The sequence below is a fragment of the Roseateles sp. P1_C1_2 genome, assembly GCF_056406535.1.
The window spans coordinates 181,473-202,180 of the sequence record NZ_JBFUAB010000012.1 but is presented as its reverse complement, the minus strand read 5'-3'; the positions used below and the strand labels follow the sequence as shown (position 1 = coordinate 202,180).

Below are 20,708 nucleotides of genomic sequence, written 5' to 3'. Positions count from 1 at the left end.
GGCGCAGGCCGCTGCTGCCGTGCCGGTGCCTGCACCCGCACCCGAGCCCAAGCTCTTCGACCGCACCGCCGGCGACACGCGCTATGTCGGCCAGTTCGTCCGCAATGACGACGACACCGTCAGCGGCACCGGCCGCGTCGAATGGAAGAACGGCGATGTCTACGAAGGCCCGTTGCTGCGCAGCCAGCGCCAGGGCGTCGGCGAGATCCGCTGGGCCGGCGGCCAACGCTACAGGGGAGACTGGGTGACCGACCGCGCCACCGGCAAGGGCGTCATGAGCTTCGCCAACGGCAACCAGTACGAGGGCACGCTGGTGGACGGCCAGCCCGAAGGCGAAGGCAAGCTCACCTATGCCTCCGGCGACGTCTACACCGGCCAGATCCGCCAGGGCCTGCCGCATGGCCGCGGCAGCTATGCCTGGATCAGCGGCCAGCGCTTCGAGGGCGACTGGGTCAACGACAAGCCCCAGGGCCAGGGCAAGATGCGCTTCGCCAACGGCAACCAGTACGAGGGCCAGATGGCGGCCGGCCTGCCCCAGGGCAGCGGCCGCATGGTCTTTCCCAACGGCGACATCTACGAAGGCCAGTTCGAGGCCGGCAAGGCCCACGGCCAGGGCAAATATGCTTGGAAGAGCGGCGAACGCTACGACGGCGCGTGGGCGCGCGGCCTCAAGCACGGCCAGGGCGTCTTCCACTGGCCCAGCGGCGACCGCTGGGAGGGTGTGTTCAAGGATGACGAACGCACCGACGACGGTGTCGTCGTCCGCAAAGGCAGCTGACTGAAGGCTGGCTCCGCTACGCTCACCCCATCTAATTTCTGGAGCTCCACGATGAAAGCCCTGCTCACCGCCCTCGTCACCGCCATCGCCATCGCCGCCCCGGCCGCCGAGGCCCGCGTGGCCCCGCACCACAAGACCAGCCAGGTCAGCAGCGGCGTGCACGCCAAGACCGCCGCCAAGAAGACCGCCAAGGCCAAGCACAAGAAGGCCGCCAAGAAGGGCCACAAGAAGTCGGCCTGATCACGGCCTGACGACGCGCGCGCCGGGATGGCGCGCGCCACCCCCGCCCGAGGCGGGGCCTTTGCATCCGCGCCGTCGCGCCGCGCGATGTCCGGTTCGCCCGCCGCTCTCCGTCTGAATCAGCAGGACGAGGTTCAGGGCAGCGTCGCCGCCCGCCTCTTCGTCTGCCAAGAGGAGCGGAGCGCATGTCAAACCAGGTTTCCAAATGGTCGGCCGGCTGGCTGGCGGCACTGCTGGGCGCCCTCATCGCCTGGACCGGCCCGGGCACGGCAACCGCCGCGACCGACGACACCTCGCCCCGGCCCGCCATGACCGTTCGCGTCGATGCCAGCAACACGGCGCAATGGATCTTCCAGGTCCACGCCACCATCCCGGCCGCGCCGGGGTCGCTGCGCCTGCTCTATCCGCGCTGGCTTCCCGGCCATCACGGCCCGGTGGGCGACGTCTCCCAGCTCGCCGGCCTGACCGTGCGCGTGGGCGGGCAGCGCCTGCTGTGGACGCGTGCGCCCGATGAACTGCATGGCTTCGACGTGCAGGTGCCTGCCGGCGCGCAGGCGGTGGACGTCCACTACCAGTGGCTGGGCCCGAGCAAGGGTGCGCTGAGCGACAGCCTGCAGACGCGCGACGCGCTCGCGCTGACCTGGCCTGCGCTGCTGCTCTACCCCGCCGGCCGGCCGCTTGCCGAGATCGAGGTGGACAGCCAGGTCAAGCTGCCCGCTGGCTGGCAATGGGGCAGCGCGCTGCGGGCAGCGACGAAGACGGTGGCCGGCGAAGCCTGGGTGGCCTTCCAGACCGAGACGCTGGAGACGCTGCTGGACTCGCCCGTCTACGCAGGCGCCAACTACCGCCGCGTCGAGCTGGACCCGCCCGGCACGGCGCGGCCCGCCACGCTGCACCTGTTCCGCAAGCGCGAGGGCGGCACGGCGCCCAGCGACGAGCAGATCGACGCCCACCGCCGCCTGCTGCAGCAGGCCGAGAAGCTGTTCGGCTTCCGACCCTGGCGGCACTACGACCTGCTGCTGGCCGACGGCAAGGGCTTCGGCCATATCGCGCTGGAACACCATGAGTCCAGCGAGAACAGCTACGACGGCAACTACTTCGACGATTGGGCCGCTGCCAGCCGCTCGCGCGACGACCTGGCCCACGAGCTGACGCATGCCTGGAACGGCAAGTTCCGCCGCCCGCTGGGGCTGGAGCAGCGCGACCTGAACTCGCCGACGCGCAACGAACTGCTGTGGGTCTACGAGGGCCTGACGCAGTATTGGGGCCAGGTGCTGGCCGCGCGCAGCGGGCTGGTGACGGTGGAGCAGATGCGTCAGGAACTGGCCTGGGCCGGCGCACGCACGGCGGAGCTGCCCGGCCGCCAGTGGCGCGATCTGCAGGACACGACGAACTCGCCCGCGCTGGCCTCGGACGGCACGCAAAAGTGGTGGGACTGGACGCGCGGCTACGACTACTACTGGGACGCGGCGCTGCTGATCTGGCTGGACGCCGACACGCTGATCCGCGAGCGCAGCGGTGGCCAGCGCTCGCTGGACGACTTTGCACGGCGCTTCCTTGTCGGCCAGGATGGCGACAAGGGTCCCAGCCTCTACGGTTTCGACGATGTCGTGGCCGCCCTGAACGCCGTGCAGCCGCTGGACTGGCGCGCCTTCCTGCGCGCGCGGCTGGACCACCGCCTGCCGGCGACGACGCTCGACGGCCTCGCGCGCAGCGGCTGGGCTGTCGGCTTTGTCGACCAGCGCACGCCGTTGCAGCTCGCTTCACTGAGCGCCAAGAAGCCGGTGTTCTCAATGCGCTACTCGGCAGGCCTGAGCGTGGATGCCGACGGCGGCGTGGCCGCCGTCAACTGGGCCTCACCCGCCTTCGACGCCGGGCTGGCGCCCGACGACAAGCTGCTGGCCGTTCAAGGCATGGCCTACACGCCGGAGCGCGCCGAAGCCGCGCTGAAAGCCAACCGCAGTGGCGACAAGCCCCTGCAGCTGCTGATCCGCCGCGACGACGAGTTCCGCACCGTCACGCTGGACGTGCGCACCGGGCCGCGTCACCCGGTGCTGGAGCGTATGGAGGGACGGCCGGATCTGCTCGAAGCCATCTTCAAGCCGCGGTAAGGGGGGTCACTCTCTTTCGAATTTGAAGACCGCCACGCTGGCCATCAGGTTCGGCATCGAGCGCACCACACCCCCATCCTGCAGGCCGAAGCTGTCCAGGATCTTGAGCCGGTTCTTGCGCGCCAGCACGCCGAAGTCGGCAAAGGTGCCGACGCGGATATTGGGCGTGTCGTACCACTCGTAGGGCAGGGCTCGCGTTACCGGCATGCGGCCGAACAGCACCTGCAGCCGGTTGGGCCAGTGGGCGAAGTTGGGGAAGCTGACGATGCCGATCTTGCCGACGCGCGCCGTCTCCTTCAGCATGGCCTCGGCATTGCGCAGGTTCTGCAGCGTCTCCAGCTGCAGCACGACGTCGAAGCTCTGGTCCTCGAAGATGGCCAGGCCTTCTTCCAGGTTGCGCTGGATGACGTTGACGCCGCGCTTCACGCAGGCCAGCAGGTTGGCGTCGTCCAGCTCCACGCCGTAGCCGCTGCAGCCCTTGTGCTTGATGAGGTGCTCGAGCAGCTCGCCGGTGCCGCAGCCCAGGTCGAGCACGCGCGAGCCGGGCGGCACCAGGGCCGCTATTGCCGGGTCGAAGCTCATACCGCCACCCCCTTCAGCTGCAGGCCGGCGGGCCGCTCGAGGCTCGTGGCAACGCGTTCGAAATAGGCCCTCAGCACGCCGTGATAGCGCGGGTCGTCGAGCAGGAAGGCGTCGTGGCCATGGGGCGCATCGATCTCGGCATAGGTCACGTCCAGCCGGTTGTCGAGCAAGGCCTTGACGATCTCGCGCGAGCGGTCGGGCGAGAAGCGCCAGTCGGTCGTGAAGCTGGCGATGAGGAATTTGGCGCGCGCCGTGGCGAAGGCCAGGCTCAGGTCGCCGCCATGCTCGGACGCCGGGTCGAAGTAGTCCAGCGCGCGCGTGATGAGCAGATAGGTGTTGGCGTCGAAGTAGTCGCTGAACTTGTCGCCCTGGTAGCGCAGATAGCTCTCGATCTGGAACTCGATCTCCTGCGTCGAATAGCCCAAGGCACCGTCCTTGCCGCCCTTGAGCTCGCGGCCGAACTTTTCGGCCATCACGTCGTCGCTCAGATAGGTGATGTGGCCGATCATGCGCGCCACGCGCAGGCCGCGCTTGGGCACGACGCCATGGGCATAGAAATGGCCGCCGTGGAAGTCGGGGTCGGTGACGATGGCGCGCCGCGCCACCTCGTTGAAGGCAATGTTCTGCGCCGACAGATTGGGCGCCGTCGCGATGGCGATGCAATGGGCCACGCGCTCGGGGTAGCGCAGCGCCCAGTCCAGCGCCTGCATGCCGCCGAGCGAGCCGCCGAGCACGGCCGCGAGCTTCAGGATGCCGAAGCGCTCGACGAGACGCGCCTGCGCATCGACCCAGTCCTGCACGGTGACGACGGGGAAGTCCGCCCCCCAGGCGCGGCCCGTCGCCGGGTTGGTGTGCATGGGGCCGGTGGAGCCGAAGCAGGAGCCGAGGTTGTTGACGCCGATGACGAAGAACTTGTCGGTGTCCAGCGGCTTGCCCGGGCCGATGAGGTTGTCCCACCAGCCTTCGCTCCTGGCCTCGCCGGCGTGGGTGCCGGCCACATGATGGCTGGCATTCAGCGCATGGCAGACCAGCACCGCATTGCTGCGCTCGGCATTGAGCTGGCCATAGGTCTCGACCATCAGGTCGTAGGCCGGCAGGCTGGCCCCGCTGCGCAGCGGCAGTGGTTCGTCGAAATGAAAATTCTGCGGCGACACGTCGCCGACGCTACGGCCCGTCATGGCCTTACTCCAGAAAAACAAAAACCGGCGGCCACTTGCGGGACGCCGGTTGATCTCGGAGCCCTGTTTAGCGGCATTTATTGAGCGCCCGCAATCCGGAACAAATCGGCGCTATGCGGCGGATTCTAGGCGTTCTCGTCGAGCCTGAACTGCGCCACCGCGCCGGTCAGCAGCTGCAGCTGCTGGCGCAGGCTGTCGGCGGCCGCGGCGGACTCCTCCACCAGCGCTGCGTTCTGCTGCGTCATGTGGTCGAGCTGGCTGACGGCGCCGTTGATCTGACCGATGCGTGAGCTCTGGTCGGCCGCACCCGTGGCCACCTCGCCGATCATGTCGCTGACCTTCTGCACGTTGTCGACGATCTCCTGCATGGTGTGGCCGGCATGCTGGACCAGGCGAGCCCCGGTCTCGGTGCGCTCGACGCTGGCGGCGATCAGCGACTTGATCTCGCGCGCCGCGCCTGCCGAGCGCTGGGCCAGCGCCCTCACCTCGCTGGCGACGACGGCAAAGCCGCGCCCCTGCTCACCCGCGCGCGCCGCCTCGACGGCCGCGTTCAGCGCCAGGATGTTGGTCTGGAAGGCGATGCTGTCGATGAGGCCGACGATGTCGCCGATGCGGCGCGAGCCGTCGTTGATCTGGTCCATGGTCGTGACGACCTCGGCCACTTCCTTGCCGCCGCGGCGCGCGACCTCGGCCGCCCCCTCGGCGAGCTGGCGGGCCTTGCCGGCGGCATCGGCTCCATGGCGCACGCCGCTGGTCAGGTCTTCCATCGAGCTGGTCGTCTGCTGCAGGCTGGACGCCGCCTGCTCGGTGCGTTGGCTCAGGTCCTGGTTGCCCGAGGCGACCTCGCTGCTGGCGGTCTCTATGCTCTGCGCCGAGGTCTTCACCTGCCGGACCAGGTCGCGCAGGCTGGCCTGCATCGCGTCGAGGGCGCGCAGCAGCTCCGAGGCCTCGTCGCGGCCGACGATGCGGATGTCGTTGTTCAGGTCGCCCCCGGCAATCGACTGGGCCACGCTGCCGGCATAGCGCATCGGGCTGGTGATGGTGGACGAGTTGATCAGCGTCAGCGGCACGACCAGCACCATGACGGCGACCAGCACCGCCAGCGAGCGCCAGCCGATGCGGCCGATCTCGGCGCCAAACTCGGCCTCGGTGGCCTTGGCCTGGGCCTCGATCAGCGCGGCGATGGTCTCGACGCGTTTCTCGATCTCGCGCATCGCCGCCTTGGGGCGGTTCAGCATGCGGTCGGCCACCTTGGCGGTGTCGAAGCCGCCGGCCTCGATCTGGTTGAGCACCGGCTGGGCCGCCGTGCGGTAGTCCTGCAGGAACTTCAGCGCCTCGGCGGCGGCCGCCTTGTTCTCTGCCTGCTTGCCTTCCTGCAGGCCCTGCAGAGGCTGGGTCAGGCGCTGCGCCGCGGCATTCCAGCGCTGGCGGAACTGCTTGACCTGCTCGGGCTCCTCATAAGCGATGACCATTTGCTTCTCCTCCAGCCGCACATCGGCCAGGGCCTGGCGGATGGCAGCGAGGTGGCGCAGGTCCTGCATCGCATGCGTCGTGACGTCGACATTGAGCGCCATCAGCTGGCGGCCGCCCATCAGGCCGGTCAGGCCCAGGGCCGCGAACATCAGCAGCACCAGCACGATGGCCCCGCGCATGCGGGTGCGGATGGTGAAGCTGCGCATCCAGGTGGCGAGGTCCATGGGCATGTCTCCTAGCTGGGCCGTCAGGGCGCGGCCTCGTTGCCTGCATGCTAGTGAAGCGGCCGGTGATGGCAAGCGACCTTTTGCCGCAACTTGCCGTTACTGAACACTTGACCAATAATTGCCGGCATGCCCCGCCCCAGCCAGGACCAGGACCAAGCCTTGCTCGCCGCCGGCGCCGCCCTCTACCCGGCACTCGGCTGCGCGGGCCTGTCGGTGCGCCGCGTGGCCGAGGCCGCCGGCGTCAACCCGGCCATGGTGCATTACCACTTCGGCAGCAAGGACGCCTTCCTGCGCGCCCTGCTGCAGCAGCACTACGAGGAGATGTTCGGCGCCTTGTCACTGAACAGCCAGGGTGAGGCCGACGTCATGGAGCGCCTGGCCGTCGCCCTGCTGGGCGTGGCGCGCTTTGTGCGCGAGCACCGGCCGCTGATTGCCCGCGTCTGGGCCGATGCCCAGGGTGGCCAGGCGGTGGCCCAGGACTTCCTGCGCACGAATGCGCCGCGCCACCTGGCCGTGCTGCTGGCCCTGCTGCAGGAAGCCGAAGCCCTCGGCCGGCTGCCGCAGCAGCCGCTGCTGACGCGCTTCTCGTTCCTGATGGGCGCCGTCATTGCGCCGCTGATCCTGGTTGGCGGCATGAAGGCCATAGCCGCCGTGCCGCCCGCCTTGCTGGCCGCGGTGGACGACGAAGTGCTGTCTGACGCGGCGCTGCAGCGCCGCATCGAATGGGCCTTGCTGGGCCTGGCAGGTGGTGTGTGATGGAGATGCCGATGAGAGTTGCGTTGTGGATGATCCCCTGCCTGCTGGCCGGCTGCAGCGACAAGCCCCCCGAGGGTTGGACGGGCTATGCCGAGGCCGAGCTGGTCTATATCGCACCGCCGGTGGCCGGGCGACTGACGACGCTGGCCGTGCGCTCCGGCGAGGCGGTCACCACCGGCCAGGCACTGTTCGAGCTGGACGCGACGCCCGAGGTCGCCGCCGACGCGGAGGCCAGCGCACGCGCGAGAAGCGCCCAGGCCCAGGCGCAGGACGCCGACAAGGGCCGGCGCCTGCCCGAGCTGGCCATCACCAAGGCCCAGCTCGACCAGGCCCGCGCCGCCGAGCGCCTGGCCAGCATCGACCTGACGCGCCAGCAGGAGCTGCGGGCCCAGGGCTTCGTCGCCCAGGCCCGTGTGGATGACGCCGCCACCGTGCTGGCCCAGGCCCGCGCCCGCGTGATGGAACTGGACGCCGCGCTGCAGGTCGGCCGCCTGCCCGCGCGCGACGACGAGCGCAACGCCGCCCGCGCCCTCGCGCAGGCGGCCGAGAGCGGCCGCGCGCAGACGGCCTGGCGCGTCGAGCAGAAACGCCAGAGCGCGCCCATGCCGGCCCGCGTGCAGGACGTCTTCATGCGCCCCGGTGAATGGGTCGCGGCCGGCCAGCCCGTGTTGGCCCTGCTACCACCGGCCAACCGCAAGGCACGCTTCTATGTGCCGCAGTCGGTGGTCGGCTCGCTGAAGCTGGATACGCCGGTCAACCTGCACTGCGACGGCTGCGGCGCGGCCATTCCCGCGCGCATCAGCTTCATCGCGGCCGGCCCGGAATACACGCCGCCGGTCATCTACTCCAACCAGCAGCGTGACAAGCTGGTGTTTCTCGTCGAAGCGCGGCCGGTGAAGGCGGAGGATGCGGAGAGGCTGCATCCGGGGCAGCCCTTGGATGTCACGCAATGACAGAGCTTGCGATCGACGTCCGGGGCCTGAGCAAGTCCTACGGCGGCCGCAAGGTCGTGGACGGCGTCGACATGCAGGTCGCCACCGGCCGCATCGTCGGCTTCCTCGGCCCCAACGGCAGCGGCAAGACGACGTCGCTGCGCATGCTCTGCGGCCTGCTGACGCCCGACGCCGGCGAGGGCAAGGTGCTGGGCCTGGACTTCCGCCGCCAGGCACCCGAGGTCAAGCGCCAGGTCGGCTATATGACGCAGAAGTTCGGTCTCTACGAAGACCTGTCCATTCGCGAGAACCTGGACTTCATCGCGCGCCTGTTCTCGATGGAGAACCGCCGGCAGGCCGTCGATGGCGCGCTGGAGCGCCTGGGGCTGAAGAGCCGCGAGAAACAGCTCGCCGGCGCGCTGTCCGGCGGCTGGAAGCAGCGCCTGGCCCTGGCCGCCTGCCTGCTGCACAAACCCCGGCTGCTGCTGCTGGATGAGCCCACCGCCGGCGTCGATCCCAAGGCGCGGCGCGAGTTCTGGGACCAGATCCACCAGCTAGCGCAGGAGGGCATCACGGTGCTCGTTTCCACGCACTACATGGACGAGGCCGAGCGCTGCGACGAGCTGGTCTATATCGCCTATGGCCGTGTGCTGGCACGCGGCACGGCGGCGTCCATCGTGAAGGAGGCGGGCGCCAGCGATCTCGAAGACGCCTTCGTCAAACTCGTCGGCCAGGCCACCGACAACTTCGCGGAAGCCAGGGCCTAAGTCCGCCGGTTGACCGCTCCCTACTCATCGAAAGTCATGTTCCATCAAAACCTTGCGGCATTGACCGCCTTCACCACTTCGTTGTCCACCGCTGCGCGCCCGCTGGTCTGGCGCTTCGGGCCGCCCGCTGCGTTGCTCCTCCTCGTGGGCACAAGCCCACTTCGTCGTCGCGCCTTGCTGGCAACCCGCTTCGCCAGTCCCTCGGGCGCGCCCAACCACCGGATTTAGGCCGATGCAAGCCCTGGCCCGCATGTTCGCCATCGCGCTGAAGGAAGTGCAGCAGATGCTGCGCGACAAGCTGACCTTCGCGATGGCCGTCGGCGTGCCCATCATGCAGCTGGTGCTGTTCGGCTATGCCATCAACACCGACCCCAAGGGCCTGCCCACGGCCATCGTGTCGCAGGACGCGAGCCCGATGGCGCGCAGCCTGGTGGCCGCGCTGCAGACGAGTGGCTATTTCCATGTCGTCGAGAGCGGCATCGCGGAGTCGCGCGGCGACGCGCTGCTGCAGAACGGCGACATCCAGTTCCTCGTCGTCGTGCCCGACGACTTCGGCGCCCGCGTCGTGCGCGGCGAGAAGCCCGCCGTGCTGATCGCGGCTGACGCCACCGACCCATCCGCCGGCGGCAATGCCATGGCCGCGCTGAGCCAGCTGGGTCAGACGGCGCTGAACCGCGACCTGCGCGGCGCGCTGGCCTCACGGGCGCCTCAAGGGCTGCCCTTCGAGGTGCGCATCCAGCGCCGCTACAACCCGGAAGGCCTGTCCCGCTACAACATCGTGCCCGGCCTGGTCGGCACCATCCTGACGATGACCATGGTCATGCTGACGGCGCTGGCGATGACGCGCGAACGCGAGCGCGGCACGATGGAGAACCTGCTGGCCACGCCGGTGCGGCCCTTCGAGGTGATGGCCGGCAAGATCCTGCCCTATGTCGTGTTGGGCTATGTGCAGTTGGGCGTCATCCTCGGCGCCGCCTTTGCGCTGTTCAACGTGCCCATGGTGGGCAGCGTGAGCTTGCTGCTGGCCATGATCGGCGTCTTCATGCTGGCCAATCTCGGTGTCGGCTTCACCTTCTCGACGCTGGCCAAGAACCAGCTCCAGGCCCTGCAGCTGACCTTCTTCTTCTTTCTGCCGTCCATGCTGCTGTCGGGCTTCATGTTCCCTTTTCGCGGCATGCCGCAATGGGCGCAATATCTGGGCGAAGTGCTGCCGCTGACGCACTTCCTGCGTATCGTGCGCGGCGTCATGCTGAAGGGCTCGGGTGCGGCGGAGCTGCTGCCGGAGGTCTGGCCGATGCTGGCCTTCCTGGCTGTCGCCGGCAGCGTGGCCTTGCTGCGCTACCGGCGAACGCTGGACTGACTCAGAAAACGGGATCCGGCAGCTTTTCCTTGGCCACGACGCGCTGCGTCGCCGGCCGGTCGAAGACGCGCTTCAGATAGGCGCCCAGGGCCGGCCGCGTCTTGGCCGGGTTGGCCTGCATGCGCGTCCAGCGGCACAGCATGAAAGCCAGCGCGTCGACGGCGGTGTACTGCTCGCCGAGGAACCAGTCGCCGCCATGGCGCGCCAGTTCGGCCTCCATCTGATCCAGCATCGGCGCGATCTGCGCCTCGGCGCGCGCCTTGACCTCGTCGGCGTTGGCGGCCATGCGGTCCGGGTAGAAGTAGTGGATCAACATGGCCTGCAGGGTGTTGGTCAGCCAGACCATCCACTTGTAGTACTGGGCCCGCTCGGCGCTGCCGGGCGCCGGTGCAAAGCCAGGGTGGCAGTCGGCCAGATGCATCAGGATGGCGGCCGTTTCGTACAGCACCAGGTCACCGTCGAGCAGCACAGGGATCACGCCGTTCGGATTCAGCTTCAGATAGGCCGGCGACTTGTGCTCGTTGTTGGCCCGGTCCACCTGGCGCAGCGTGTAGGGGATGCCCATCTCCTCGAGCAGGATGTGGGGGGCGAAGCTGGCGTTGCTGGGGTAGTAAAGCAGTTCGATCATGGCGGCGACAGGCTGTGGACAGGAGGAGGCGCTGAACTTTACGTGGCCGCAACGCCCCCGCAGTGCACCCACGCGAGGCTGCTGGCGTTGGCAATCCACCCCTGACTTCGGGTTGAAGACGATGAAGACTTCCCTGCTCCACTCCACCGCCGCGGCCGCACTCGCGCTGTGCGCCGCCTTCTCAGCCCCATCCGCCCATGCCGACGTGCGCGTCCGCGCCAACATCGGCATGGTGTTCGACAACCGCTACCACCACGACCACTACTACCCGGCCCCGGGCTATGTCGCGCCCCATGTGCCCTATGGCGCCGTCGTCGTCGGTGCCGGCCCAGGCCGCTACTGGTTCCATGGCGGCGTCTGGTACCGCCCCTATGGCGGCAGCTACCGCGTCGTGTTGCCGCCGATCGGCCTCGTGATCCCGCTGCTGCCACCGGCCTATGTGACGCTGACGCTGGGTGGCCTGCCGTACTACTACGCCAACGGCGTCTACTACCGGCCGGCGCCCGAAGGCTATGTCGTCACGACGCCGCCGCCCGAGGCCGCCACCGCCCAGGTCATGCCGGCCCCGCCCCCACCGCCTGCGCCTAAGGCTGAACCCATCATCTACCCGCGCAATGGCCAGTCGACCGAGCAGCTGGAAAGCGACCGTCGTGACTGCAACCGCTGGGCGACGACTCAGCCCAATGCCCAGGCCGACAGCAGCGTGTTCAATCGCGCGGTGGAAGCTTGTATGGACGGCCGCGGCTACACGATGAAATAGAAGCCCCTCGTCCGGTCGCGCCTCGCTGCACGCGGGCGAGCCCAGTCGGTCCCCCGAGGGGACGGCGATGCTTGCCGGATTGACCGGCAAGCACATCGCCAGAGCGGGCCGGCTCGGGAGCGGCCCAGCGCTCGGCCCGAAATACCCGACTCAAACGATACAGCCGGCCTCAGGACGAGCGCCGGCCGCGCGGTAGCGCACCGCTGTCATCTCGGCCAGGATGCTCAGCGCAATCTCCGGCGGTGTGCGTGCGCCGATGTCCAGGCCCACCGGGCCGTGCAGGCGGTCCAGCTCCGCCTCGGTCAGCCCGAAGTGTTCTCCCAGCCGTGCGCGGCGCTTGGCCTGGTTGACACGCGAGCCGATGGCGCCGACGTAGAAGGCCGCGCCCTTCAAGGCCTCCATCAGCGCGAGGTCGTCGAGCTTGGGGTCGTGCGTCAGCGCGACGATGGCCGTGGCGCCGTCGGGCTTGAAGGCGATGACGACGTCGTCGGGCATGTCGCGCGTCAGCGTGACGCCGGCGAGCGCAAAACCGTCGGCGTACTCGGCACGCGGGTCGCAGACGGTCACGCCGTAGCCCAGGGCCAGCGCCATCTGGGCGAGGTAGTCGGTCATCTGACCGGCGCCGATGACGAGCAGGCGCCATTGCGGGCCATGGTGGCTGACGAGCTGGCTGTCATTCAAGCTCAGCGTGTCGGCGCCGGGCTCGGCATCGGCCAGCGTCGCGCTTCCGGTGGTCAGGTCCAGCGTGCGGCGTACGCGCTCGCCGCGCTCCAGCCGCACCAGCAATTCGTCCAGGCCCGACTGCGGCCCCAACGGCTCCAGCATCAGCTCCAGCGTGCCGCCGCAGGGCAGGCCGAAGCGGCGCGCCTCCTCGGCACCAACGCCGTAACGCAGCGGCGTGGGACGCTCGACCGCCAGGCTGCCGGCGCGCAGCTGGGCGACGAGGTCGTCCTCGATGCAGCCACCCGACACCGAGCCTGTAATCAAGCCGTCATCCCGCACGGCGACAAGGGAGCCCACCGGCCGCGGCGCCGAGCCCCAGGTGCGCGTGATCGTGCCCAGCACCACGCTGCGCGACTCGGCACGCCAGCCGGCGGCCGTGCGCAGCACGCTCAGGTCGAGGTTGTCCATCGCTCGCGTATCCCCAGCTTGTATTTCCACTAGGGTAATCGGCAATCACAAGCGCTGCAGGCAGGAACAGCATCGTCCCCAAACTCAAGGAGACAAGCGATGAAGATCCAGCTCACGGTCAATGGCCGTGCGGTCAGCCGCGAAGTGACTCCCGACCAGCTGCTGGTGCAGTGGCTGCGCGAAGACCTGGCCCTGACCGGCACCCATGTCGGCTGCGACACCGCCCAGTGCGGCGCCTGCACCATCCACCTCAACGGCCGCGCCGTGAAGGCATGCAGCATGCTGGCCGTGCAGGCCGATGGCGCCAGCATCACCACCATCGAAGGCCTGGCCGCCAACGACGGCACGCTGCACCCCATGCAGGCAGCCTTCAAGGAGTGTCACGGCCTGCAATGCGGCTTCTGTACACCGGGCATGGTCATGAGCGCCATCGACCTCGTGCAGCACCACGACTGTTCCAGCGAGACCGCCATCCGCGAAGGGCTGGAGGGCAATATCTGCCGCTGCACGGGCTACCAGAACATCGTCCGCGCGGTGCAGTCTGGTGCTCAAGCCATGAAGGGGGTGTGACATGAACTCGCCCAAGGAAGGTTTCATCGGCCAGAGCGTCAAGCGCCGCGAGGACGCGCGCTTCCTGACCGGCCGCGGCCAGTACACCGACGACATCGTGCTGCCGAGGCAGACCTATGGCGTCTTCGTGCGCAGCAGCTATGCGCATGCCCGGCTCAAGCGCGTGGACACGGCAGCCGCGAAGGCCGCCGAGGGTGTGCTCGGCGTCTACACCGGCGAACACTTCCGCGATGTCGGCGGCCTGCCCTGCGGCTGGCTGATCAACAGCATCGACGGCACGCCGATGAAGGAGCCCAAGCACCCCATCCTGGCCGACGGCAAGGTGCGCTACGTGGGCGATGCGCTGGCCCTGGTCGTGGCCGAAACACTCGCCGAGGCCAAGGCCGCGGCGGCGCTGGTGGAGGTGGATTACGAAGAGTTGCCCGCCGTCGCCGACACCGCCACCGCGGCCGGCCACGCGACCTCGGTGCATGACGAAGCCGCCGACAACCGCTGCTACACCTGGGGCTGCGGCGACAAGGCCGCAACCGATGCCGCAATGGCCGCCGCCGCCCACGTCACCAAGCTGAGCTTCCGCAACAACCGCCTCATCCCCAACGCCATCGAGCCGCGCGCCGCCAACGCGAGCTACAGCCCGGCGGACGAGAACTACACGCTCTACGTCTCCAACCAGAACCCGCATGTCGAGCGCCTCTTGATGTGCGCCTTCGTGCTCGGCATTCCCGAGCACCGGCTGCGCGTCGTGGCGCCCGACGTCGGCGGCGGCTTCGGCTCCAAGATCTTCCTGTATGCCGAGGAGACGGCACTGGTCTGGGCCAGCAAGCAGCTGGGCCGGCCGATCAAGTGGACGGCTGAGCGCAGCGAGAGCTTCCTCAGTGACGCCCACGGCCGCGACCATGTGACGACGGCCGAGCTGGCCACCGACAAGGACGGCCGCTTCCTGGCCATGCGCGTGGCCACGACGGCCAACCTCGGCGCCTATCTGTCCACCTTCGCCTCCTGCGTGCCGACCATCCTGTACGCGACGCTGCTGGCCGGCCAGTACAAGACGCCCAGGATCTACGCCGAGGTGACCGGCGTGTTCACCAACACGGCGCCGGTGGACGCCTACCGCGGCGCCGGCCGGCCCGAGGCGACCTATGTCGTCGAGCGCCTGGTCGAGACGGCCGCGCACGAGCTCGGCATCGCCCCTGCCGAGATCCGCCGCCGCAACTTCATCAAGGAGTTTCCGTACGCAACACCGGTGGGCCTGACCTATGACACCGGCGACTACGACGCGACGCTGACGCAAGTCGAGCAGCTCGCCGACGTGGCCGGCTACGCGGCGCGCAAGGCGGTCAGCGAGGCCAAAGGGCTCAAGCGCGGCATCGGCTACTCGACCTATATCGAAGCCTGCGGCCTGGCGCCGAGCAACGTCGCCGGCGCCCTGGGCGCCCGCGCCGGCCTGTTCGAGGCCGGCGAGGTGCGCGTGCACCCGACCGGCAAGGTGACCGTCTTCACCGGCAGCCATTCCCATGGCCAGGGCCACGAGACGACCTTTGCCCAGGTCGTCGCCGACCGCCTCGGCATTCCGCTGGAGGATGTGGACATCCAGCACGGCGACACCGGCAAGGTGCTGTTCGGCATGGGCACCTATGGCAGCCGCTCGCTGGCCGTCGGAGGCTCGGCCATCATCAAGGCGCTGGACAAGGTCATCGCCAAGGGCAAGAAGATCGCCGCCCATCTGCTGGAAGCCGGCGAAGGCGACATCGAGTTCAAGGACGGCGAATACCGCATCGCCGGCACCGACCGCGTCATCCCCTTCGCGCAGGTGTCGTTGACGGCCTATGTGCCGCACAACTACCCGCTGGACAAGCTCGAGCCCGGCCTCAACGAGAACGCCTTCTACGACCCCAGCAACTTCACCTACCCGGCCGGCAGCTATGTCTGCGAGGTCGAGGTGGACCCGGCCACCGGCGTCGTGCGCATCGACCGCTTCAGCGCGGTGGACGACTTCGGCAACATCGTCAATCCGATGATCGTCGAGGGCCAGGTGCATGGCGGCCTGGCGCAGGGCATCGGCCAGGCGTTGCTGGAGCATGGCGTGTATGACGCCGAAAGCGGCCAGCTGCTGACCGGCAGCTATATGGACTACGCGATGCCACGTGCCGACGACCTGCCCAGCTTCCGGGTGCAGACGGCCAAGGGCACGCCCTGCACGCACAACCCGCTGGGTGTGAAGGGCTGCGGCGAGGCCGGCGCCATCGGCTCGCCGGCCGCAGTCATGAACGCGGTCTGCGACGCCATCGGCGTCAAGGACCTGGCCATGCCGGCAACGCCCTGCACGGTCTGGACGGCGATGCAATCGGCCAAGGCCTGAGGAGACGACCGCCATGAACTACCAAGCCGCATCCTCCCTTGCCGCCGCCCGCCTCGGCGCGGATGACAAATTCCTGGCCGGTGGCCAGTCCCTGCTCGGTGCCATCAAGCTCGGCCTGGCCGCGCCCAGCGGCCTGGTCGACGTGAGACGACTGCCCGACCTGCAGGGCATCACGGTCGATGGCAAGAGCGTGCGCATCGGCGCCGCCACGACGCACGCCATGGTGGCCGCGTCGGCCGACGTGCGGCGCGCCATTCCTGCCCTGGCCGACCTGGCCGGCCGCATCGGCGACCACCAGGTGCGCAACGTCGGCACGCTGGGCGGCAGCCTGGCCAACAACGACCCCGCGGCCTGCTACCCGGCGGCGACGCTAGGCTTGGGGGCAACCATCCACACCAGCAGCCGCCAGATCGCCGCCGACGACTTCTTCCAGGGCCTGTTCACGACGGCCCTGCAGGACGGCGAGCTGATCACCGCCGTCAGCTTCCCGATTCCGAAAGCGGCCGCCTGGCAGAAGTTCAAGCAGCCGGCCTCACGCTTCTCGCTGGTGGGCGTGTTCGTGGCGCGCCTGGACGCCGGCGTGCGCGTGGCTGTCACGGGTGCCGGGCCGGGCGTTTTCCGCTGCAGCGAGCTGGAGGCCGCGTTGACGAGGGACTGGAGCCCGGCGGCGGCGCGGGCGGTCAAGGTCAGCGCGGATGGCCTGAACAGCGACCTGCATGGCACGGCGGCCTACCGAGCGGCGCTGATTCCGGAACTGGCAGCGCGGGCTGTCGCGGCTGTCTGATCACGTATCGCGGCGGCTGCCGCGATCGCTGTCGCGCTGCTTCCTGGCGGTCGGCTTGTCCTTGCGCTTGCGATCCGGCCCATCGCAGGCCTCGCAGCCATCACAGACATCACAGCCGTCGCCAGGTCCATCGCAGCCGAGGTCGCAGTCACCGCGTTGCGCCGCCAGCGGCCGTGGCCCAGCAGGATGGAAATGCCGGTGCACCTCGCCACAGCGCCTCATCCGCTGGCGCAGCAGCACGCCGCCCGCCAGCAGCCCGTGGCGCCGGATGACCCGCGCGCCCAGCGCCGAGCAGCTCGCCCCACCGGTGTGGGCGCGCCAGGCGCAGCAAAAGCCCTTGTAGGGCGACATATAGCGCTGGTAGACGCCGATCGCGGCCAGGGCCAGCTCGCGCATCAGTCGGCGGGCCTTTCGCTCTCCTGAGCGGCCACCACCGCCTCGCGCCACAGCCTGGCCGGGATGAAGGTGCGCAGCTGCTCCATGGCCTTGTCGATCAGCGCCGGGTGCAGGCCGTGGTCGAGATGGGGCAGCAGGTCGGCCGTCACGTCGGCGCCGAGGTCGACCAGGGACTGGGCCGCGTCGACAAGGTGGCGGTAGTTGAAGCGCTCGTCGGCCAGGCCGTGCAGCAGGTGGATGCAGACATCCTGTGGCGCATGCTCGGGCCGGGCCAGATAGCCGCCGGCAAAGGCCAGCACGCGACCCACCAGCTCAGGCTCGGCCTGCACGGCTTCCAGGGCCAGCAGCGCGCCGTCGCCGACGCCGGCCAGGGCCACGCGCTGCCAGGGCAGGTCGAGCTTGCGGGCTTGCGTGCGCAGGCGGTCGATCAGCTGCGGCAGGGCCGCATTGACGCCATCGGCTGTGGGCTGGTCGCCCGGCCACCAGCGGCAACGGCCTTCGGCATCGCGCAAGGGCGGGTGCAGGTTCAGCGTGACGGCGCGCGGGTATTGCGCATGCAGGGCGGCGGCCAGCGGCGCCAGCGTGTCGGGGCCGTCGGGCGCTATGCCACTGTCGGTCAGCAGGGCGAACAGCAGGTCGGGCGCTGTTTCATCTTGGGGAGAACTCATGCCGGTATTTTCGGTCTTGGCCGCTATCCTGGGCTGCTGTTTTGATGTTTCGCCCCACCCGGGCTTGCCTCGATGGAACTGAAAGTAAATGGCCAGGTCGCGACGCTGCCGGACATCGCCAGCGACCCGGCGATGCCGCTGCTGTGGGCCTTGCGCGATGGCCTGAGCCTGACCGGCACCAAATTCGGCTGCGGCATCGCGGCCTGTGGCGCCTGCACGGTGCATGTCGACGGCCAGGCGACGCGCTCCTGCGTGACGCCGTTGGGCGCCGTGGCCGGCAAGGCCATCACGACCATCGAGGGGCTGGGCAGCAAGGACCACCCGCATGCGCTGCAGCTCGCCTGGCTGGCCGAGCAGGTGCCGCAGTGTGGCTATTGCCAGAGCGGCATGCTGATGGCCGCCGCGGCCCTGCTGGCGAAGAACAAGAACCCGAGCGACGCCGACATCGACGCGGCGATGACCAACCTCTGCCGCTGCGGCACCTACCCGCGCGTGCGGGCCGCCATCAAACAGGCTTCCAAGGGGCTGAAGAAGTGAAGCGGCGCACGCTGCTTTTGACCGGCGCCGGTGCGCTCGGCGCCCTCATCGTCGGCTGGGGCCTGATGCCGCCGCGCTCGCGCCTGGGCAACTCGCACACGCTGCCGCCGGTCGACGGCGAGGTGGGCCTGAACGGCTGGATCAAGATCGCCGCCGACGGCACGGTGCTGCTGGCCATGAACCGCAGCGAGATGGGCCAGGGCGTGCACACGGGGTTGGCCCAACTGGTGGCCGAGGAGCTGGACGTGGCGCTGCATACGGTGCGGCTGACCGAGGCCGGCCATGACGCCATCTACGGCAATGTCGCCGCCTCCCTGGGCAATATGCCCTTCGGCCCGCGCGACGCGACGCGCCGCGCCTTCAAGTTCTCGTCCTGGGTCACGGCCAAGGTGGCGCGCGAGCTGGGGCTGAACCTGACCGGGGGCTCGTCGACCACCGCCGATGCCTGGGATGCGCTGCGCCTGGCCGCTGCCACGGCGCGTGCGCAGCTGTTGGGCGCCGCGGCGCTGAAGCACAAGCTGCCGGTGACGGAGCTGTCGGTCAAGGCCGGCGTCATCCACCACGCCAGCGGCGCGCTGAGCCATTACGGCGCCCTCGCCGCCCAGGCCGCGCTGACGCCGCCGGGCGACGTCGTGTTGAAGCCGCGCAGCCAGTGGACGCAGATCGGCCAGGCCCTGCCGCGCCTGGACCTGGCTGCCAAGGTCGACGGCAGCGCGCGCTACGGCCTGGACGTTCGCGAGCACGGCCAGGTCTTTGCCGCCATCCGCCACTGCCCCATGCTGGGCGGCGGCCTGGGGCCGGCCAATGTCGACGCCGTGCGCGCGCGGCCCGGCGTGCTGCGCGTGGTGGCCCTCGGCCCCCTCGCCGGCTCGACCGCCGCCTATGCCGTCGTCGCCCGAACCACCTGGCATGCCCTCGACGCCGCCAGGGCGCTGGAGGTGCAGTGGCAGGCGCCACCCAACGGCAAGCCGGAATCCAAGGCCATCCTCGCGTCGCTGCAGAGCGAGGCGCGCCGCGCCCACGTGGCCGGCGAGGGCTTCGCCTTCCTGGATCAGGGTGACGCGAAAGCCGCGCTGGCGGGTGCCGCGACCAGGCTGGAGGCTGTCTACAGCGCGCCTCATCTCGCTCACGTCACGATGGAGCCGATGAACTGCACGGTGCAGGTGCTGGACGGCCATGTCACCGTGTGGGCGCCGACCCAGGTGCCGGGCTTTGCACGCGACGTCGCCGCGCGCGTGGCCGGTGTGGCGCCCGAAGCCGTGACCGTGCACGTGACCTATCTCGGCGGCGGCTTCGGCCGGCGCCTGGACGTGGACTTCATCGCCCAGGCCGTGCGCATCGCGCTGGAGATGGGCGGGCTGCCGGTGCAGCTCGTCTGGTCGCGCGAGGAGGACATGACGCATGACTTCTACCGCCCCGCCGAGGTGGCGGTGCTGCAGGGCGGGCTGGACGCCGCGGGCAAGCCGGTGGCGCTGGCCATCACGAACGCGGCCGACGCCATGCTGCCGCGCTGGGTCGAGCGCGTCGCACCGGGCCTGGCGCCGACGTTGGACGTGCTCAACCGCAACGCCTTCCCCGACGGCCGCGCGCCGGCCGCCCTCTTCAAGCGCGGTGATGCGCCGGACAAGACGGCGTCCGAAGGCCTTTTCGACCTGGCCTATGCCATCCCGAACGCGCGCGTCGCCCACCAGGCCATGCGCAGCGGCGTGCCGGTCGGCATGTGGCGTGCGGTGGGGCACTCCCACCATGCCTTCTTCAAGGAGGGCTTCATCGACGAGCTGGCCCATGCGGCCAAGGCCGACCCGGTGACCTTCCGGCTTGCACTGCTGGAGGGCCTGCCGCGCCACCAGGCGGTGCTGAAACGCGCCGCCGAGGCGGCCGGCTGGGGCCAGCCGCTGCCCGCAGGTGTCGCTCGTGGCGTGGCCGTGCACGAAAGCTTTGGCAGCGTCGTGGCGCAGGTCATCGAAGTGACGAAACAGGACGGCAAGCCGCGCGTGAAGCGCGTCGTCTGCGCCATCGACTGCGGCACCGTCGTCAACCCCGGCATCGTCGTGCGCCAGATGGAGAGCTGCATCGTCTTCGGCCTGACGGCCGCGCTGTGGGGGCGCATCGACATCGTGGGCGGCGAGGTGCAGCAGAAGAGCTTCCCCGATCACCCCCTGATGACGCTGGCGCAATGCCCCGTCATCGAGACTCATCTCATGCCGAGCGAGGGCCCACCCACGGGCGTGGGTGAACCGGGCCTGCCGCCGGTGGCGCCGGCACTGGCCAATGCCTGGTTCGCGCTGACGGGCGAGCGGCGACGCAGCCTGCCATTGGCCGGCTGACTGCCCCCACGTCGCAGGCGCGAGCAAACCGCATCGTCATGCGTTGCCTATTGACCACGTTTACATCCTCGCGACGTCCATAGCGCGAGTGGGGTCGATTCAAGTGATCGACCCGATCCGAGGATCGTTTGCCCCCCTTTATCA

Annotated in this window: 19 protein-coding genes, 1 pseudogene and 1 riboswitch; of the genes and pseudogenes, 13 read left to right on the top strand and 7 right to left on the bottom strand. The window is 69.4% G+C overall.

Translation table 11 applies throughout. The features are described from left to right. From AC1D2H_RS13975 to AC1D2H_RS13965, 3 genes are all read left to right on the top strand, one after another. Positions 1–778, top strand: a 778-nt coding sequence (locus AC1D2H_RS13975; RefSeq protein WP_478011379.1) for an MORN repeat-containing protein, incomplete at its 5' end; no start/stop codon positions are given. A 51-nt stretch (positions 779–829) separates the two neighbouring features. Continuing rightward, a complete protein-coding gene (locus tag AC1D2H_RS13970) occupies positions 830–1,018 on the top strand; it encodes a hypothetical protein (protein WP_477931580.1) in 189 nt (62 codons plus the stop codon). Positions 1,019–1,203: 185 nt separating this feature from the next. Further along, the gene (locus AC1D2H_RS13965; protein WP_478011378.1) at positions 1,204–3,129 is read left to right on the top strand and encodes a M61 family metallopeptidase; all 1,926 of its coding nucleotides are present in this window, start codon (positions 1,204–1,206) and stop codon (positions 3,127–3,129) included. Positions 3,130–3,135: 6 nt separating this feature from the next. Here the strand turns inward: AC1D2H_RS13965 and metW are convergent, their stop codons facing one another. The 3 genes from metW to AC1D2H_RS13950 all read right to left on the bottom strand — a co-directional run bounded on the left by metW (position 3,136) and on the right by AC1D2H_RS13950 (position 6,586). Beyond that, the gene (gene metW / locus AC1D2H_RS13960) at positions 3,136–3,711 is read right to left on the bottom strand and encodes a methionine biosynthesis protein MetW (RefSeq protein ID WP_477931582.1); all 576 of its coding nucleotides are present in this window, start codon (positions 3,709–3,711) and stop codon (positions 3,136–3,138) included. Then, positions 3,708–4,889: a homoserine O-succinyltransferase MetX gene (gene metX, locus AC1D2H_RS13955; protein WP_478011377.1), complete on the bottom strand. Its 1,182-nt coding sequence runs from the start codon at positions 4,887–4,889 to the stop codon at positions 3,708–3,710. The genes metW and metX overlap by 4 nt, the downstream gene beginning before the upstream one ends. Positions 4,890–4,935: 46 nt before the next feature. Then, positions 4,936–5,011: riboswitch (SAM riboswitch) on the bottom strand. A 3-nt stretch (positions 5,012–5,014) separates the two neighbouring features. Beyond that, positions 5,015–6,586: a methyl-accepting chemotaxis protein gene (locus AC1D2H_RS13950; RefSeq protein WP_478011376.1), complete on the bottom strand. Its 1,572-nt coding sequence runs from the start codon at positions 6,584–6,586 to the stop codon at positions 5,015–5,017. Positions 6,587–6,715: 129 nt separating this feature from the next. Between AC1D2H_RS13950 and AC1D2H_RS13945 the strand changes: the two genes are divergently transcribed. From AC1D2H_RS13945 to AC1D2H_RS13930, 4 genes and pseudogenes are all read left to right on the top strand, one after another. After that, a complete protein-coding gene (locus AC1D2H_RS13945) occupies positions 6,716–7,345 on the top strand; it encodes a TetR/AcrR family transcriptional regulator (protein ID WP_477931585.1) in 630 nt (209 codons plus the stop codon). Positions 7,346–7,356: 11 nt separating this feature from the next. Further along, positions 7,357–8,298, top strand: coding sequence for an HlyD family secretion protein (locus AC1D2H_RS13940; protein WP_478011375.1), 942 nt, complete (start codon positions 7,357–7,359; stop codon positions 8,296–8,298). Further along, positions 8,295–8,969 (top strand): annotated as a pseudogene (ccmA, locus tag AC1D2H_RS13935) (heme ABC exporter ATP-binding protein CcmA); the annotation flags it as partial. The gene AC1D2H_RS13940 and the pseudogene ccmA, both read left to right, overlap by 4 nt. Positions 8,970–9,276: 307 nt before the next feature. Continuing rightward, positions 9,277–10,404, top strand: coding sequence for an ABC transporter permease (locus AC1D2H_RS13930; protein ID WP_477931587.1), 1,128 nt, complete (start codon positions 9,277–9,279; stop codon positions 10,402–10,404). A 1-nt stretch (position 10,405) separates the two neighbouring features. Here the strand turns inward: AC1D2H_RS13930 and AC1D2H_RS13925 are convergent, their stop codons facing one another. Next, positions 10,406–11,032, bottom strand: a complete 627-nt coding sequence (locus tag AC1D2H_RS13925; protein ID WP_477931588.1) for a glutathione S-transferase family protein — start codon at positions 11,030–11,032, stop codon at positions 10,406–10,408. A 121-nt stretch (positions 11,033–11,153) separates the two neighbouring features. Here AC1D2H_RS13925 and AC1D2H_RS13920 point away from each other — a divergent pair, with 121 nt between their 5' ends. Then, positions 11,154–11,792 carry a DUF6515 family protein gene (locus AC1D2H_RS13920; RefSeq protein ID WP_478011374.1) on the top strand — a complete coding sequence of 213 codons (639 nt, stop codon included), beginning with the start codon at positions 11,154–11,156 and terminating at the stop codon, positions 11,790–11,792. Positions 11,793–11,942: 150 nt separating this feature from the next. Here the strand turns inward: AC1D2H_RS13920 and AC1D2H_RS13915 are convergent, their stop codons facing one another. Continuing rightward, positions 11,943–12,923 (bottom strand): XdhC family protein, encoded by a 981-nt coding sequence (locus tag AC1D2H_RS13915; RefSeq protein ID WP_478011373.1) that lies wholly within the window; start codon positions 12,921–12,923, stop codon positions 11,943–11,945. A gap of 99 nt (positions 12,924–13,022) precedes the next feature. Between AC1D2H_RS13915 and AC1D2H_RS13910 the strand changes: the two genes are divergently transcribed. Genes AC1D2H_RS13910 through AC1D2H_RS13900 form a run of 3 tightly spaced genes read left to right on the top strand, consistent with a single transcriptional unit; the run spans position 13,023 to position 16,636 of the window. Continuing rightward, positions 13,023–13,493 carry a (2Fe-2S)-binding protein gene (locus tag AC1D2H_RS13910; protein ID WP_478011372.1) on the top strand — a complete coding sequence of 157 codons (471 nt, stop codon included), beginning with the start codon at positions 13,023–13,025 and terminating at the stop codon, positions 13,491–13,493. Between the two features lies 1 nt (position 13,494). Further along, positions 13,495–15,852 (top strand): xanthine dehydrogenase family protein molybdopterin-binding subunit, encoded by a 2,358-nt coding sequence (locus AC1D2H_RS13905; protein ID WP_478011371.1) that lies wholly within the window; start codon positions 13,495–13,497, stop codon positions 15,850–15,852. 13 nt (positions 15,853–15,865) lie between these two features. Further along, positions 15,866–16,636, top strand: coding sequence for an FAD binding domain-containing protein (locus tag AC1D2H_RS13900; protein ID WP_478011370.1), 771 nt, complete (start codon positions 15,866–15,868; stop codon positions 16,634–16,636). On the opposite strand, the gene yidD is transcribed toward AC1D2H_RS13900, so the two are convergent. Both yidD and AC1D2H_RS13890 read right to left on the bottom strand, forming a co-directional pair. Further along, positions 16,637–17,032 carry a membrane protein insertion efficiency factor YidD gene (gene yidD / locus AC1D2H_RS13895; protein ID WP_478011369.1) on the bottom strand — a complete coding sequence of 132 codons (396 nt, stop codon included), beginning with the start codon at positions 17,030–17,032 and terminating at the stop codon, positions 16,637–16,639. It abuts the gene before it with no gap. Next, the gene (locus AC1D2H_RS13890; protein WP_477931595.1) at positions 17,032–17,700 is read right to left on the bottom strand and encodes an alpha/beta hydrolase family protein; all 669 of its coding nucleotides are present in this window, start codon (positions 17,698–17,700) and stop codon (positions 17,032–17,034) included. The genes yidD and AC1D2H_RS13890 overlap by 1 nt, the downstream gene beginning before the upstream one ends. A 72-nt stretch (positions 17,701–17,772) precedes the next feature. Here AC1D2H_RS13890 and AC1D2H_RS13885 point away from each other — a divergent pair, with 72 nt between their 5' ends. Continuing rightward, positions 17,773–18,237 (top strand): (2Fe-2S)-binding protein, encoded by a 465-nt coding sequence (locus AC1D2H_RS13885; RefSeq protein ID WP_477931596.1) that lies wholly within the window; start codon positions 17,773–17,775, stop codon positions 18,235–18,237. Continuing rightward, on the top strand, positions 18,234–20,564 hold the full coding sequence (locus AC1D2H_RS13880) for a xanthine dehydrogenase family protein molybdopterin-binding subunit (RefSeq protein WP_478011368.1): 2,331 nt from the start codon (positions 18,234–18,236) through the stop codon (positions 20,562–20,564). Before AC1D2H_RS13885 ends, AC1D2H_RS13880 begins: the two co-directional genes overlap by 4 nt. The last annotated feature ends 144 nt before the right edge of the window (positions 20,565–20,708 follow it).